The 14463-nt window shown below is 73.5% G+C and carries 10 protein-coding genes; 5 read left to right on the top strand and 5 right to left on the bottom strand.

What is annotated here, in order from left to right:
* Positions 1 to 33 precede the first annotated feature (33 nt).
* Complete coding sequence (locus I5071_RS46655; protein ID WP_268921139.1) at positions 34 to 3537, top strand: hypothetical protein; 3504 nt, start codon at positions 34 to 36, stop codon at positions 3535 to 3537.
* A gap of 23 nt (positions 3538 to 3560) precedes the next feature.
* Here I5071_RS46655 and I5071_RS25005 read toward each other — a convergent pair whose 3' ends face one another.
* Complete coding sequence (locus I5071_RS25005) at positions 3561 to 5276, bottom strand: hybrid sensor histidine kinase/response regulator (RefSeq protein ID WP_236515340.1); 1716 nt, start codon at positions 5274 to 5276, stop codon at positions 3561 to 3563.
* A 117-nt stretch (positions 5277 to 5393) separates the two neighbouring features.
* Between I5071_RS25005 and I5071_RS25000 the strand changes: the two genes are divergently transcribed.
* Complete coding sequence (locus I5071_RS25000; RefSeq protein ID WP_236515339.1) at positions 5394 to 6047, top strand: LuxR C-terminal-related transcriptional regulator; 654 nt, start codon at positions 5394 to 5396, stop codon at positions 6045 to 6047.
* Between the two features lie 3 nt (positions 6048 to 6050).
* Here the strand turns inward: I5071_RS25000 and I5071_RS24995 are convergent, their stop codons facing one another.
* Complete coding sequence (locus I5071_RS24995; RefSeq protein ID WP_236515338.1) at positions 6051 to 7412, bottom strand: sigma-54-dependent transcriptional regulator; 1362 nt, start codon at positions 7410 to 7412, stop codon at positions 6051 to 6053.
* Between the two features lie 128 nt (positions 7413 to 7540).
* Here I5071_RS24995 and I5071_RS24990 point away from each other — a divergent pair, with 128 nt between their 5' ends.
* The 3 genes from I5071_RS24990 to I5071_RS24980 all read left to right on the top strand — a co-directional run bounded on the left by I5071_RS24990 (position 7541) and on the right by I5071_RS24980 (position 10917).
* The gene (locus tag I5071_RS24990) at positions 7541 to 7879 is read left to right on the top strand and encodes a hypothetical protein (RefSeq protein WP_236515337.1); all 339 of its coding nucleotides are present in this window, start codon (positions 7541 to 7543) and stop codon (positions 7877 to 7879) included.
* Positions 7876 to 9375, top strand: a complete 1500-nt coding sequence (locus I5071_RS24985) for a flotillin family protein (RefSeq protein WP_236515336.1) — start codon at positions 7876 to 7878, stop codon at positions 9373 to 9375. Before I5071_RS24990 ends, I5071_RS24985 begins: the two co-directional genes overlap by 4 nt.
* Positions 9376 to 9438: 63 nt before the next feature.
* Entirely contained in the window at positions 9439 to 10917 is a 1479-nt protein-coding gene (locus I5071_RS24980) for a serine/threonine-protein kinase (protein ID WP_236515335.1), read from the top strand.
* 6 nt (positions 10918 to 10923) lie between these two features.
* Here the strand turns inward: I5071_RS24980 and I5071_RS24975 are convergent, their stop codons facing one another.
* From I5071_RS24975 to I5071_RS24965, 3 genes are read right to left on the bottom strand one after another with little or no spacing between them, the layout of a single operon-like run.
* Positions 10924 to 11877 carry a PEGA domain-containing protein gene (locus I5071_RS24975; RefSeq protein ID WP_236515334.1) on the bottom strand — a complete coding sequence of 318 codons (954 nt, stop codon included), beginning with the start codon at positions 11875 to 11877 and terminating at the stop codon, positions 10924 to 10926.
* Entirely contained in the window at positions 11864 to 12712 is an 849-nt protein-coding gene (locus tag I5071_RS24970) for a hypothetical protein (protein WP_236515333.1), read from the bottom strand. Before I5071_RS24970 ends, I5071_RS24975 begins: the two co-directional genes overlap by 14 nt.
* Positions 12702 to 14402, bottom strand: a complete 1701-nt coding sequence (locus tag I5071_RS24965; protein WP_236515332.1) for a serine/threonine protein kinase — start codon at positions 14400 to 14402, stop codon at positions 12702 to 12704. Before I5071_RS24965 ends, I5071_RS24970 begins: the two co-directional genes overlap by 11 nt.
* Positions 14403 to 14463: the final 61 nt, after the last annotated feature.

Below are 14463 nucleotides of genomic sequence, written 5' to 3'. Positions count from 1 at the left end.
AATGTGAGGGCGACGGCGATTGCCGTCGTAGGGATGTCTCTTTTCTTCGGATGCGGCGGGAGCGACGGAGGTGGCCCTGCCGACTCCGGCACACCCGAGGACGCGTGCGCCGACGGCGGCTGCACGGAGGCCGAGACCTGCGCGACGATCGTGGGCACCGCGTCGTGCCCGGCGCGACGTCGCTGCGAGGACACGCCCACCGGGCCGATCTGCCTCTCGGAGTGCGAGGCCGGCTACGAGCTCGACGCGTCGAGCGGTGCGTGCACGCAGTGCGCGGATCCCGCGTGCACGCCCCCGCCGAGCTGCGATCCCGCGGCGCCCGGCAGCATCGCGAGCCGCTGCGCGACGGAGCACCGCGCGTGCGACGCGCTCGCGACCGGCGCCTCGTGCGGCGCGTGCCTCCAGGGCTTCGACGAGCGCGACGGGCTCTGCGTGATGCAGGTCGTGTGCGGCGGTGAGGTGTGCCGTGACGACGAGATGGCGATGCCGCTCGAGACCGATCCCACCCAGTGCGAGTGCGTGCCGATGCCGTGCGGCGCGGGCGAGGCCTTCTCGGTCGAGCTCGATCGCTGCGTGACCTGCGCGGTGACCTGCGATCGCGAGGGCGAGACCGGCATCCATCCGCTCACCGACGTCACCGGCGCGTGCGTCTGCGACACCGAGAGCGGTTGGTTCTGGCCCGGCGACGCGACCGCGCGTGCCCGCCGCTGCGATGCCGACGGCGACCAGTGGATCGCGCAGAGCACGATGCAGGCGCTCTCGGACGACGACCCCGCGATCCGCGCGGTCGCCGAGGCGAGCTGTCCCGCGCCGCGCGTCGATCGCGTGCACCTGCAGAACGAGTATCGCCAGCAGCTCACGGTCTATCTCTGCGAGGGCGGCCCGAGCCGCGAGGACTGCCCCTCCACGCGCGCACCGCTCGTGCTCGTCGAGTCCGATCGCAACGACGACGACGCGCAGCTCGCGACCGCCACGACGCGCGCGCCGGTCTACGGCTACGGCGAGATCGGTCGCCCGCTGCGCGCCGCGGAGCTCAACGGGCTCACCAAGGGCTGCGTGAGCATCGACGCCGACTACGACGACGACGGCTCCGAGGACGTGCTGCAGGCACACCCGACGCACCAGCCCGGGCGCGCCGACTGGTCGGCGTTCTCGTACTTCTTCGAGCTGCACGACAGCGTCTACGTGCCCGGCGCGCCGGGCCAGCTCGTGATCCGCGAGCGCAGCCGCTGCTCGCAGGTGCTCACCGCGGGCGGCGCGTGGCCGCTCGTCCCGCTGCAGTACGGCACCGGCGCCGGGAGCTACTGGCGTCACTGCGCGCGCCAGCGCGATGCGCGCTTCGAGCCCGCGCCGGAGACCGGCGATCCCGCGCCCGGCTTCGACTTCGCCGAGTACACGTGCGAGGGCGAGGGCGCGTGCGAGGTGACGATGCCGCCGGTCGAGGTGACGCCGGGCGCCGACGATCCGCCGCTCCACGGGCTCTGCCAGATCCGCGCGTGGGAGAGCGCCGAGGAGGCGTGGCGCGGGTTCGGTCATCACAGCCAGTTCAAGTGCACGCTCGTCGGCGAGGACGCGGCGCCCCACGCCGCGCCGGAGTCCGCGTTCGACGCGTCGCGCGGCCACCTCGACTTCCAGGAGTGTTATGCGAGCGCGGGCTCGGATCTGCGCTGCGACGTGAACCCGTTCCCCACGGCGGGCAGCGTCGGATGGGCGGCGGTGCGCTACGTCGACGCGACGCGCGAGGTCGCGGGATGCGTCGACGAGTCGCAGTGGTCCGCGCTCTGTCCGGTGTCGAGCGAGACCGGGTTCGCCGAGGCGTTCGCCGATGCGTCGGACTTCGGACGTCTGCAGTGCGGCTGCGATGGACGCGAGGTCACGTTCTATCGCGACGCCGACGAGGACGGCTTCGGTGACTCGACCGATCGAGTGGTCGCGTGCGCCGAGCCCACGCACCTCGGCTCGCGCTTCGCGACGGTCGGCGGCGACTGCGCGCCCGGCGATCGCAACGCGTACCCGACCGCGCCCGACGCGCCCGATCCCGCGTCGCTCGACAGCAACTGCGACGGCATCGACGGCGACGTGCGCGACCTGGTCTTCGTCGCGACGAACGGCAGCAACTCGACGGGCGACGGCACGCGCCAGTTCCCCTACGCGACGATCACGCAGGGCATCACCGCGGCCGCGGGGCGCGGCATCCACCACGTCGCGGTGAGCGGGGGCACGTACCGCGAGCGCGTGCGCCTCGCGAACGGCGTGTCGATCCACGGCGGCTACGATCGCGCGAGCGGTTGGTCGCGCAGCGCGGCGAACGTGACGACGATCGAGCAGCAGAACATCGACGTCGCCGAGGGACGCGTCGAGGCGCTCGCGGCGATCGGCGTGACGAGCGAGACGATCGTCGAGCGCTTCACGATCCGCGCGGGCTCGAGCACTGCGCCGCCGCAGGCGGGCACGTCGGTGTACGCGGTGCGCATCGTGGACTCGCCCGCGGGCGCGAGCGGCGGCGTCGTGCTGCGCTTCGTCATCGCGACCGCGGGGCGCGGCGCGGACGGCATCTCGGCGGGGGATCAGCCGCAGGCCGCGTCGGGCGGCAACGGCGGAAGCGGCGTGCGACCCGGCGGCGGCGGTGGCGGCGGGTCGAGCTGCGGAGTCGCCGGTGGTCACGGCGGCAGCGGCGGCGGAGACAACGTCGGCGGCGCGTGCGGCGGCACGTACAGCGGCGGCAACGGCGGCGCGCCCGAAGGCGACGGCGGCTGCGGTGGCGGCGGTGGCGGCGTCTCCGCGTACAGCTGCCCGGTCCCCGGCACCTGGGCCGCCGACGGCGGCGGCGGACAGTCGTGCGGAGGCAACGGATCGCAAGGCGCGAGCGCGTCCGCGATCACGCGCAGTGGCTCGGTCAGCAGCGGCCTGTGGGCGGCGCTGAGCGGACAGGGCAACGGCGGCGCGGGTGGCGCAGGCCGAGGCGGCAGCGGCGGCGCAGGCGGCGGTGCCGGTGACTGCGACACGGTCTGCGGCGGCGCGGCCGGCGGCGGCGGCGGCGGTGGTGGCGCGGGCGGCTGTGGCGGCGCGCCCGGTGGCGGCGGAACGGCGGCAGGTGGCTCGTTCGGCCTCGTGGTCGTCGCGTCGTCGGGCGTGATCGTGGAGAGCTCGACCTTCGCGAGCGGTCAGGGCGGCCGCGGTGGCGACGGCGGCGACGGCGGCGCCGGCGGTGCGGGTGGCGCGGGTGGCGCAGGCGCGGGCGGCGGCCGCACGTTCGACTCGTGGTGCTGTGCGATCGACGCGCGCGACAGCGCGGGCGGCGGTCGCGGCGGCGACGGTCGGTCCGGTGGCGCGGGGGGCGGTGGTGGCGGCGGTGCGGCAGGGCCCTCGATCGCGCAGTTCGTGTGCCGCAGCGGGGTGCTCGGTCTCTCCGCGTCGACCGGCACCGCGGGTGCGGCCGGCGGGGCGGGCGCGGGTGGCTGGCCCAACGGACCGAGCGCGCCGAGCGCGCCCCGCTCGAGCCTGCTGATCCTCGACACGGCCGACTGCGCGCTCTGAGCGCGCCGCGGACGGCAGTGCGCTCACACGGCGCGCTGCCGTCCGTTCGCTCCTCGCTCGATCGTCTCGGTGAGCGTCGCCCACAGCGTCGGGCCGCTCACCGGCTTGCGCAGCACCATCGCGGCGCCGTGCTCCTCGGGCACGTCGACGTCGCCGGTCAGCAGGATCAGCGGTCGCGCGATCCGATCTGCGAGATCGGCGCCGCTGAGCGCGCCCGGCAGCCGCAGATCGCTGACCACCGCGTCGGGCTCGCATCCCGTGCGCAGCGTCTCGAGCGCTTCCTCCGCGCTCCCCGCGACGTGCACCTCGCAGCCGCACTGCTCGAGCCATCCCTCGAGCGCCTGGCGCACCAGCACGTCGTCGTCGACGAGCAGGATCCGCAGGGCGCGCGACGCGGGCGGCACGCTCGGCCTCGGCTCGCGCACCGGCTCGCTCGTCGCGAGCGGGAGCTCGACGGTGAACACGCTCCCGCGCCCCACCTCGCTGCGCAGCGAGAGCGTCCATCCCGCGAGCTCGCAGATGCGCTGCACCATCGAGAGCCCGAGTCCGAGCCCCTTGGTGCGATCGCGCTCGGGGTTCCCGAGCTGCACGAACTCCTCGAAGATGCGCTCGCGCGCTTCGTCCGGAATTCCCGGGCCCTGATCGAAGATCTGGAGCCACGCGCGATCGCCGCGACGACGCGTCGCGATCAGCACGCGACCGCGCCCGCCGTGCCGCACCGCGTTCGCCGCGAGGTTGTGCGCGACCCGCGCGAGCAGCGCGGGATCGGCGCGCACGTCGAGCTCGGGGCCCGCCGCGCTCAGCGTCACGCCGCGCGCGTCCGCCTCGTCGTGCAGCGCTGCGATCACCTCGCCGACGAGCGGCGCGAGCGACACGACCTGGGGCTCTGCGACGACGATCCCCGCGTCGAGCCGCGAGAGATCGAGCAGCCCTTCGAGCATCGCGCGCAGCGCGTGCACCGTGCGCACGAGCGCGTCGACCGCGCCGCGACGACGCGCCTCGGGCACCGGTGGCTCGGTCGCGAGCACGTCGACGAAGAGCGAGAGCGCCTGCAGCGGCTGACGCAGATCGTGGCTCGCGGCGGCGAGGAAGCGCGTCTTCGCGGTCGCCGCGGACTCGGCCCGCGCGCGGGCCTCCTCGGCGGCCTCGCGATCCTCGATCGCGCGCGCGAGGAGCTCGGCGTTCTCGAAGCGCAGCGAGAGCGCGGCGCGCAGCACCACCGCGTTCTGCCAGACCATGAAGAACGACGCGCAGAGGAACGCCGCGAGCAATCCCGCGGTCCACCACCGCGGCCCTGCGGACGCCGCGACGTCGGGGCCGAGCGCGGTGATCGCGAACATCGCGTAGCCGGTCGGATCGGCGGCGAGCGTGCTGGTCGCCGACGCGGCGAGCCCCGCGAGGCAGAACGACATCGCGATGCCGGTGCCGAACTCGTCGTGCATGGGCCACACGAGCCCGCCGATGCCCCAGCCGATCCCGATGACGAGCGTGCCCCAGCGCCGCGCCCACAGCGCGCGATGCGCCTCGAAGCGACCGCGCCGGTACGCGACGAGGATCGCGACGTTCGCCGCGATCGCCAGCACCTGCAGCACGATCCACCACGACAGGTGCACGCTTCCGCCGGTGCCGCACGCGGTGATCGCGAAGAGCGTCGTCACCGTCGCCGAGCCCGCGAGCGCGCCTGGCATCTGCGCGTACGCGTGCGCGATGCGCTGCCCGCGGAGACTGGGATCGAACATATGCGCGCACACTGACCGGAGCGCGCGCATCGAACGAGTGGACTACGCGCTTCTGCGACGAATGGACTAGGCGCTTCGTCTTGTTCGGTCTCCGCCCGTGGGCTAGTCCGGGCGCCCATGGATGCGCTTCTCGTGGAGGACCACACCCTGGTTCGCGAAGGGCTGCGCATGATGCTCGAGAGCACGGGCCGCTTCGCGCAGTGCCACGAGTGCGCGTCGCTCGCGGCGGGGCTCGACGCGGCGCGCACGATCGGGCCCGCGCTGGGGCTCGTGCTGCTCGATCCAGGCCTCCCCGACGCCGATGGGCTCGGCGGGCTCGAGCGCTTCCTCAAGGCGGTGCCCGACGTGCCCGTGGTCGTCGTCTCGGGCGGAGACGACGCGTCGTTCATCGACGCTGCGTTCGCGCGCGGCGCGCGCGGCTACGTGCCGAAGAGCTCGTCCGCGCCCGCGCTGCGCGCGGCGATCGACATGGTGCTGCGCGGCGAGCTCTACGTGCCGCCGCACGTGCTGCCGAGCCGCTCGCGCGCGCCTCGCGCGGTGCCCACCGACGCGCCGGTCGCGCGCCTCACGCCGCGACAGGCCGACGTCCTCGTACTGCTCGCGCGTGGCCTCTCGAACAAGGAGATCGCGGACGCGCTGCAGATGAGCGCGTCGACGGTGCGCGTGCACGTCAGCGCGATCCTGAAGCTGCTCGGCGCGGAGAACCGCACCCAGGCCGCGACGAGCCACACCGCGCAGGTCCTCCTCGGCGCGAACGACTCGCGTCGCTGACGCTCAACGACGGTGCTTGCGCACGTAGTGGCGCAGCTGATCGTAGGTGAGCCCGAGCAGCTTCGCCGCGTCGGCCTGGACGTGGTCGGCGCGGCGGAGCGCGTCCGCGATCAGCTCGCGCTCGAGGCGCTCGATGCGCTCGTGGAACGTCCCACCGGCGTCGCTCCGCGGGTGCAGCTCGCCGAGGTGCTCGGGGCCGATCTCGTCGGGACCGTCGCGGTACACCGCGCGCTCGATCACGTTCTTCAGCTCGCGCACGTTGCCGGGGAACGCGTGGGCGCGCAGCGCCTCGAGGGCGCGGCTCGAGAGACGTCGCGCGCCGAGCGCGGGCACCTCGGCGACGAAGCGATCGAGGAAGTGGTGCGCGAGCAGCTCGACGTCGTCGGGTCGATCGCGCAGCGGCGGGATGCGGAGGATCTCGAACGCGAGGCGATCGTAGAGGTCGGCGAGGAACGCGCCCTCGCGCATCGCGTGCGCGAGATCGGTGTTGGTCGCCGCGACGATGCGCGCGCGCGAGCGCAGCTCGACGTGACCGCCGACGCGCACGAACGTGCCGTACTCGACGGCGCGCAGGATCTTCCGTTGGAACGCGAGCGTCGTGTTCCCGATCTCGTCGAGGAAGAGCGTGCCTTCCGAGGCGAGCTCGAACTTGCCCGGCACGCGACGATCCGCGCCGGTGTACGCGCCGCGCTCGTGCCCGAAGAGCTCGCTCTCGAGCAGCGGCTCGGCGAACGCCGCGCAGTTGATCGCGACGAACGGCCCGCGCACGCCCGACGCCGCGTGGATCGCGTGCGCGAGCAGCTCCTTGCCGGTGCCGCGCTCGCCGAGCACCAGCACCGGGCGCGGCACCTTCGCGACGCGCTCGGCCGCGCGCACCACGTCGAGCATCGCCGGTGAGCGCGTGACGATCCGATAGCGCTCCGCGGCGGCGTCGCGGTGCACCAGGTTCTCGCGCGCCAGCGCGCGCTTGTCGTCGATGAGCCGCAGCACGCGGCGCACCTTCGCGAGCTGGGTCGAGACGCGATCGCCGAGGCGATCACCACGGACCAGGAAGTCGGTCGCGCCCGCAGCGACCGCTTTCTTCGCGACGTCGACGTCGCCCCGCGAGGCCGCGACCACGATCGGCAGCTCCTCGTCGGAGGCGCGCAGCCGCTCGAGCACCTCGAGCCCGTCGTGCTCGCCGTCGCCGAGCGCGAGGTCGATCACCACGAGCTCGGGCTCCCAGGTCGTGAGCAGCTCGTCGAGCCCCTCGGCGTCCGACACCACGCGCAGCACCGCGTCGCCACCGGCCGCGCGGCGCAGGTGCTCGACGAGCGGGGCGAGCTCCGACTCGGTCGGATCGAGCACGACGACGCGCGACGCCATGAGGGCTCGAGTATAGGTGTTCTGCACCGCTCGATCGGCGCGATACGCCGATGTGCTCGCACGCGGCGCGCGGATTCTCGCGAGCTCACGCGTGGCACGGTTCGTTCAGAAGCGTCGCGGCACACGCGATGTCGTTCCACCCACCGCTCTCGATCCTCGCGCTCGCGGCCGGTGCCGCGGCGCTCTCGATCCCGATCTGGCGCGTCGTCGCCCGTCGCGCGCTCGCCGCGCCGCGACACGCGCTGCACGGCGCGATCGCGCAGGTCGTCGTCGCGATCCCCGCGTCGGGCGTGGGCTCGATCGCGTGTCGCATGCGCGGCCGGCGCATCGTGCTGCCGGCGCGCGACGACGAGGGCGGAGCGATCGCGATGGGTCGCGCGGTGATCGTGGTGTCGCTCGAGCGCGGCACCGCACGCGTGACTCCGTTCGTGCTCACGGGGCCGGAGGGCCCTCCGGAGGTGCCATGACGATCCTGATCACCATCACTGCCACGCTCGCGCTGGCGCTCGCGTTCGTCGCGATGCGCTTTCGCAAGGTCGGACCGAACGAGGTGCTCATCGTGTCGGGCCGGCGCTCGTCGTACGTCGATCCCGAGACCCACGAGCGCGTCGAGAAGAGCTTCGCCGTGCTGCACGGCGGAGGCACGTTCGTGTGGCCGATCCGCGAGCGCGTCGATCGCATGAGCGTCGAGCTGATGACGCTCGAGATCCTCACGCCCGAGTTCTTCACGAAGTTCGGCGTCCCGATCGTCGTCGACGGGATCGCGCAGATCAAAGTGCGCAGCGACGATCCGATCTCGCTCGCGACCGCGGCGGAGATGTTCCTCTCGAAGAGCACGCGCGAGATGAACGAGATCGCGCATCAGATGATGCAGGGCCACCTGCGCGCGGTGATCAGCACGCTGCCCTTCGAGGAGATCCACGCGAACCCCGAGGCGTTCGCGCAGACGGTGCAGCGCCTCACCGCGGAGGATCTCGCGAACATGGGCATCCAGGTCGTGAGCTTCACGATCCGCGAGGTGCAGGATCCGTCGGGCTACCTGAAGGCGCTCGGTCGCCCGCAGGTCGCCGAGGTGCAGAAGAACGCGCTCGTCGGCGAGGCGAACGCGCGGCGTGACGCGAGCGTCGGCGAGGCGCACGCCGAGCGCGAGGCGACGGTGACGCGCGCCCGGGCGCAGGAAGCGGCGCGGCTCGCGCAGCTCGAGGCGGAGATCTCGATCGCGCGCGCCGAGGCCCATCGCGACGCCGAGCTGCACGCGCTCGCGGCGAAGGTCGCGGAGTCGCGCGCGCGCAGCGAGGTCAGCCACGACGTCGAAGAGGCGCGGGCGCGCCAGACCCTCGTCGAGACCGAGCTCGCGCTGCGCGACCTCGAGATCGCGCGCGAGGCGCGGCGGCTCGAGGAGACCGTGATCAAGCCCGCGGAGGCCGAGGCGCGGCGCATCGTCGTGCTCGCCGAGGCGCAGCGCGAGAGCGCGCGCATCCTCGCGGAGTCGGAGGTCGAGGTCGCGCGCCTGCGCAGCGTCGCGCGGGCGGAGGCGGTGAAGCGCGAGGGCGAGTCCGAGGCGCACTCGGCGCGCGAGCGTGCGCTCGCCGACGCGGACGGCGCGCGCGCGAGGCTCTGCGCGGAAGCGGAGGGCATGCGCGCGAAGGCCGACGCGTGGAAGAGCTATCCGAAGTCCGCGCTCGCCGAGCAGCTCATCGCGCGGCTGCCCGAGATCGTCTCGGCGGTGTCGGCGCCGCTCGGCAGCATCGATCGCGTCGTGCTCGTCGGCGGTGCGGGCGGCGGCGACGCGTCGAGGACCGCGGGCGTCGAGGCGCTGACGCGCTCGGTGACGAAGATCGTCGGCGAGCTGCCTCCGGTGCTCGAGGCGCTCACCGGGATCGATCTCGCGGAGGTCGTGCACGGCACGAGCGCCGAGCGCGTCGCGGCGAGCGACGAGGATCGCGCGCGCCGCGTCGCGTGATCCCGGGCGCGCGCTGCGATCGCGACGGGCGCAGCGCGCGCCGTCCGTGCATCTTCGTCGCTCGTGGACGAACATCCTTCGCGATCCCCGGTCGCGAGCCAGGCCGGCGCCAGCATCGACGAGTCCGAGCACCTCGCCGCGGTCCTCCGCGCGCGCCGGGTCATGATCGTCGGCATCGGCCTCTGGCTGTTCATCACCGTCAGCGACGTCTTCTCGTTGCCCGTGTTCTGGCCGGATCGCGCGCGGGAGCTGCTGACGCTGAGGGTGATGGGCGGGGTGCTCGCGTTCGGCGTGTGGAGCTACGTGCGCGTCCGCGGCGCCGCGCTCACGGTCGTCGAGCTGCGCGCCGCGACGACCCTGTTCTTCACGATGGTCTGCGCGTTCCTGAGCGCGATGGCGGCGCTCACCGGAGGTGCGTACAGCCCGTACTACGGCGGGGTGTTCGTCGCGATCGCGATCCGCGGCTCGACCGTGCACGAGCCGTGGCAGACCGGCGTGTGGACGCTGGCGTTCCCGACGCTCGCGTATCCGCTGACGATCCTGGCGTGGAGCCTCCTCGAGCCCGAGGTCGCCGCGCAGCTGCAGACCGTGACGGGCCGCGCGACGCTGAGCTCCAACACCACGAACCTGCTCCTCGCCTACGCGGGTCTGGTCGTCGCAGGACACTCGCTCTGGGAGCTGCGCCGGCAGGTGTTCACGGCGCGCGTCCTCGGTCGCTATCGGCTGATCCGCAAGGTCGGCGCGGGAGGCATGGGCGAGGTCTGGCTGGCCCGCGATGCCGCGCTCCAGCGCGACGTCGCGCTCAAGATCCTCCGGGTCGGCCGAGGGCTGCTGAGCGGGCAGGCGGTCGCGCGCTTCGAGCGCGAGGTCCGCGCGCTCGCCGATCTCTCGCACCCGAACATCGTGCGGGTGTTCGACTACGGCGTGACCGAGGACGGCCTCCGGTACTACGTGATGGAGCACCTGCGCGGCGAGACGCTCGCGGACCTCGCCGCGCGGGAGGGCCCGGTGGCTCCGGCGCGCGTCGTGTACTTCCTCGCGCAGGCGGCGCGCGCGCTCGCCGAGGCGCACCGGCGCGGGATCGTGCACCGCGACGTGAAGCCCGCGAACCTCTTCGTGACGAGCTCCACCGAAGGGCGCGACATCGTGAAGGTGCTCGACTTCGGCATCGCGAAGCTCGACGCGCCGGACTCCGACGAGTCGCTGACGAGCACGGGTGTGGTGCTCGGGACGCCGACCTGGTTCGCGCCCGAGAGCGTCACGGGATCGCGCGTGCGCCCCGGCGTCGACGTGTGGGGCCTCGGTGCGGTCGCGTATCTCCTGCTCACCGGGCACCGGCCCATCGAGGCGAACGGCGCGCTCGAGTACGCCAGCGCGGTGCTCCACCGCGCGATCCCACTTCCCTCGGAGCAGCTCGGCCGACCGGTGCCGCGCGAGCTCGAGGAGATCGTGATGCGCGCGCTCGCGCGCTCACCCTCCGAGCGCTTCGCGGATGCCGAGGAGCTCGCTCGCGCGCTCGAGCAGCTGGGCGCGGCTTCGTAGCGGCGATCAGAACGTGCCGCGCACGGCGAGGCCGCCGGGGCGCAGCTCGAGGCGCGCTTCGGGCTGCGGCTCCGCGCGCTCTTCGCCGCCGTCGTCGTCGCTCGTCGCGGCGAGCACGATCACGAACGCGGCCGCGGACGCGATCGCGACACCGCCCAGGATGTCCGCCGCGAGCGCCGAGGCGCGGAGCTGATCGCGCGCCGACTGCACCACGCCCGCGTCGGCGGGGAAGGTGCCGAGCGCCGCATCGAGATCGGTGTCGGCGTCGTACGCGAACCCGAACGCCACGCCCGCGCCCGCGCCTGTGAGCAGCGCCGCCGCGCCGAGCGTCCACAGCGCCGCCGCGCGCGCCGAGCCTCCGCCCGAGCGCGCTTCCTCGGGCGCCACCTCGCTCGCGCCCGACTCGAGCACGATCGAGAGCTCGACCTCTTCGCGCGACGCGACCGTGATGCGCCGCGTGTCGCTGCGATATCCGCTCGCATCGACGCGCAGCACGTGGCGCCCGATGTCCACCACCAGCGGCTCGAGCGGCGTGGTGCCGATCGCGACGTCGTCGAGCAGCACCGTCGCTCCGTCGACGTTCACCTCGAGCACCAGCGTCCCCACGCGCTCGCGCAGCGTCGCGACGTCGCGCTCGACCGCGCGCCGCCGCTCCGCGGGGATCTCGTCGCCGCCCTCTTCGAGATAACGCTCGAACGTGCGCAGCGCCTCGGCGTAGTCGTTCAGCTGGAAGTAGATCTGCCCGAGGTTGAACAGGATGCGGTAGCTCGGCGCGAGCTCGTAGGCCTGCTGGAACTCGACGAGCGCCGCGTCGTAGCCGCCCTCTTCGTAGAGCGCGACGCCGCGCTCGAAGTGCTCGCGCGCCTGCTCGACGTCGGGCTCGTCGGCGCGCGCCGAGAGCGGCGCCAGCGCGGCGATCACGAACGCGAGCACGAGGAACGCCCGTTCAACGCGAGACATCGTCACCACCGAAGCCGACCGAGGTGATCCATCCGCGACGCGTGAGGAAGGCGACGCGCCCGAGCATCTCGCCGCTCGCGCTGTCGGTCGCGGTCAACGTGACGATGCCCTCGGGCAGGTTCACGAACCCCGCGCGGCCCGATGGGTCGGTGCGATCGAGCGAGAGCGAAGGAACGCCCGCTTGCAGGTAGTAGCGCGCGGTCGTGCTGAGGGTCCGATCGACCTCGAAGCTCACGCCCGCCGCGGACTCGCCGGGGCACGCGAAGATGCCGATGAACGCGTGGCCCGCGTTCGCGAGATCGGGCGGCGTGCCCGCGGCGACGCCGAGCTGCGCGTAGCCCTCGGCGGTCACCTGCGGCTGCGGCGAGGGCGTCGTCTCGCTGACGGCGGCGGGGCTGAGCACGATGATGTTCGGCAGGTGCGTCTCGGACGTGACCTGGAGGAACCCCTCGAAACCACTGGTGATCTCGAGGGCGACGAGGCCGTTCGCATCGCTCGTCACCGGACCGAACGCGGGCGACGCGCACGTCGCGTCGAGGCCGTTGCACACGCGCACCTCGACCTGCACCGGCGCGCCGGTCTGGAGATCGACGAACGCGCGATGGAGCGTGATCGGCACCGGCGGGCTCGGCAGCTCGGGGCGGCCCGCGCAGTACCACTGATCGTCGGTGCTCCCGGTGCACAGACCGGACACGCAGGTGAGCCCGCTCTGCCCGGTGATCTCGGCGCTGCAGTCCTCGTCGCTCGAGCACTGCGCTCGATCGGCGTCGAAGAGCGCCGAGCAGCCACCGAGCATCACGAGCGCGCCCAGCGCGAGGACGCGATCAGTCGGCAAACGGATCCTCCGTGTCGATCGGGCGCGGCGCGCGGGCACGTCGCGCGAGCGTGCGATCGAAGTCGTGATCGTCCGCCGCGGGCTCGGGCGGCGCCGCGGGACGCGCAGGCGCCGGTGCGGGCTCGGGCGCCGCGGTGGTGGCGACCGGCGCGGGCGCGGGTGCGCTCGCGGCGCGACGTCGCGACGACGCGGCGGGACGTGACGATGCGCTGCGCACCGGGGTGCGAGTCAGCGTGAGCGCGGCGTGCACGTCGCGATCGAAGCGCACCTCGATCGTCTGCGGCTCGTGGCCCGGCGCGCGCGCACGCACCACGTGCGTCGCTTCGTCGCGCTCGGTCTGCAGCTCGACGGGATTGCCCTCGACCGTGCGCCCGTCGATCTCGATGCGTGCGTCGAGCGGCTCGGCCGCGATGCGCACCGTGATGCGCGCCGGCATCGCGCCGGGCGCGCTCGGCACCGACTGCGCGACGGGCAGCACCGCGGCGGGTGCGGGATCGGGCTCGCGCGACGCCATCACGGCCCACACCGCGAGCGCGGCGACGACGCCGATCGCGACCGCGCCCATCGCGCGCGGCGCGCGGCTCGGCGAGCTCGGCGGCGGCGTGATCGAGCCGGTGCCGGTGCCGATGGTCGTCGGCGCGGGCGCCTCGAGGCTCGCGACCGACGGCGAAGTGCGATCCCCGAGCGCGATGTCGCCCGACGCGAGCTCGCGCGCGACCTGCTCGCGCAGCCCGCGACAGCTCTCGCCCGCGTGCTCGTCGACCACCGCAGCGAGCTGATCGGTGCCGTACGCGATGCCCGACTCGTCCATCGCGCGTCGCAGCGCGTCGCGCATCGCGAGCGCGCTCGCGTAGCGCTGATCGGGCTCCTTCTCGAGCGCCTTGAGCGCGACCGCCTCGAGCGCGCGCGGCACCTTCTGATCGAAGCGCGTCGGCGGCGGCACCGAGCCCGCGATCGTGCTGTGCATGATCGCGGCGTCTTCCTTGCCCGCCCACATGCGCTGTCCGGCGAGCACTTCCCAGAGCATCGCGCCCGCCATGTAGATGTCGGCGCGGCGGTCGACCTTCTCGGCGAGCAGGGCCTCGGGCGCCATGTAGCGCACGGTTCCCTTGAACACGCCGGTGCGCGTCTCGGAGACGTTGGCGCGCGTCTTCGCGATGCCGAAGTCGAGCACCTTCACCTGGCCGTCGAGCGTCAGGAAGACGTTGTTCGGCGTGAAGTCGCGATGGACGAGATCGAGCGAGCTGCCGTCGTAGTCGGGCAGCTCGTGCGCGTAGTGCAGCCCGGTGAGCGCCTCGCTCAGCACGTGCAGCCCGGCGGCGAGCGGGAGCTTGCGCTCGTCGCGCTCGGCGAGCCGGCGAAGGCGCCCCCACGAGGCGCCCTCGAGATACTCCATGACGATCGCGTAGCGCGTGCCGGCGCGACCGACCTCGTAGGTCTGCACGACGTTGCGGTGGTTGAGGCGCGCTGCGAGCCGCGCCTCGTCGAGGAACATCGTGACGGCGTGCGGGTCTTCGGCGAGCGACTCGCGCAGGAGCTTCAGCACGAGCAGCTTGTGGAAGCCCGGCGTGTGATCGGCGGTCGCGAGGAAGACCTCCGCCATCCCGCCCTCGCCCAGCTTTCCGAGCACGCGATACTTGCCCACGCGGGCAGACGCGCCGCTCGAGAGGGCTGGGAGCGCGTGCAACATCGGCGGAGGTCTAGCAGGTTCGCTAGAGCGCGGTATCGGCACCGCATCGTTGCAGCGCTGG

Source organism: Sandaracinus amylolyticus (genome assembly GCF_021631985.1).
Classification (GTDB): Bacteria; Myxococcota_A; Polyangia; order Polyangiales; family Sandaracinaceae; genus Sandaracinus; species Sandaracinus amylolyticus_A.
Note: the sequence above shows the minus strand (reverse complement) of the source record. Positions and strands in the feature narration are given on the sequence as shown.

Excerpts from the sequence above, each read along its gene's own strand:
- I5071_RS46655 (WP_268921139.1), top strand. The coding sequence starts at position 34 with ATGTCTCTTTTCTTCGGATGCGGCGGGAGCGACGGAGGTGGCCCTGCC.
- I5071_RS25005 (WP_236515340.1), bottom strand. The coding sequence starts at position 5,276 with ATGTTCGATCCCAGTCTCCGCGGGCAGCGCATCGCGCACGCGTACGCG.
- I5071_RS25000 (WP_236515339.1), top strand. The coding sequence starts at position 5,394 with ATGGATGCGCTTCTCGTGGAGGACCACACCCTGGTTCGCGAAGGGCTG.
- I5071_RS24995 (WP_236515338.1), bottom strand. The coding sequence starts at position 7,412 with ATGGCGTCGCGCGTCGTCGTGCTCGATCCGACCGAGTCGGAGCTCGCC.
- I5071_RS24990 (WP_236515337.1), top strand. The coding sequence starts at position 7,541 with ATGTCGTTCCACCCACCGCTCTCGATCCTCGCGCTCGCGGCCGGTGCC.
- I5071_RS24985 (WP_236515336.1), top strand. The coding sequence starts at position 7,876 with ATGACGATCCTGATCACCATCACTGCCACGCTCGCGCTGGCGCTCGCG.
- I5071_RS24975 (WP_236515334.1), bottom strand. The coding sequence starts at position 11,877 with ATGTCTCGCGTTGAACGGGCGTTCCTCGTGCTCGCGTTCGTGATCGCC.
- I5071_RS24965 (WP_236515332.1), bottom strand. The coding sequence starts at position 14,402 with ATGTTGCACGCGCTCCCAGCCCTCTCGAGCGGCGCGTCTGCCCGCGTG.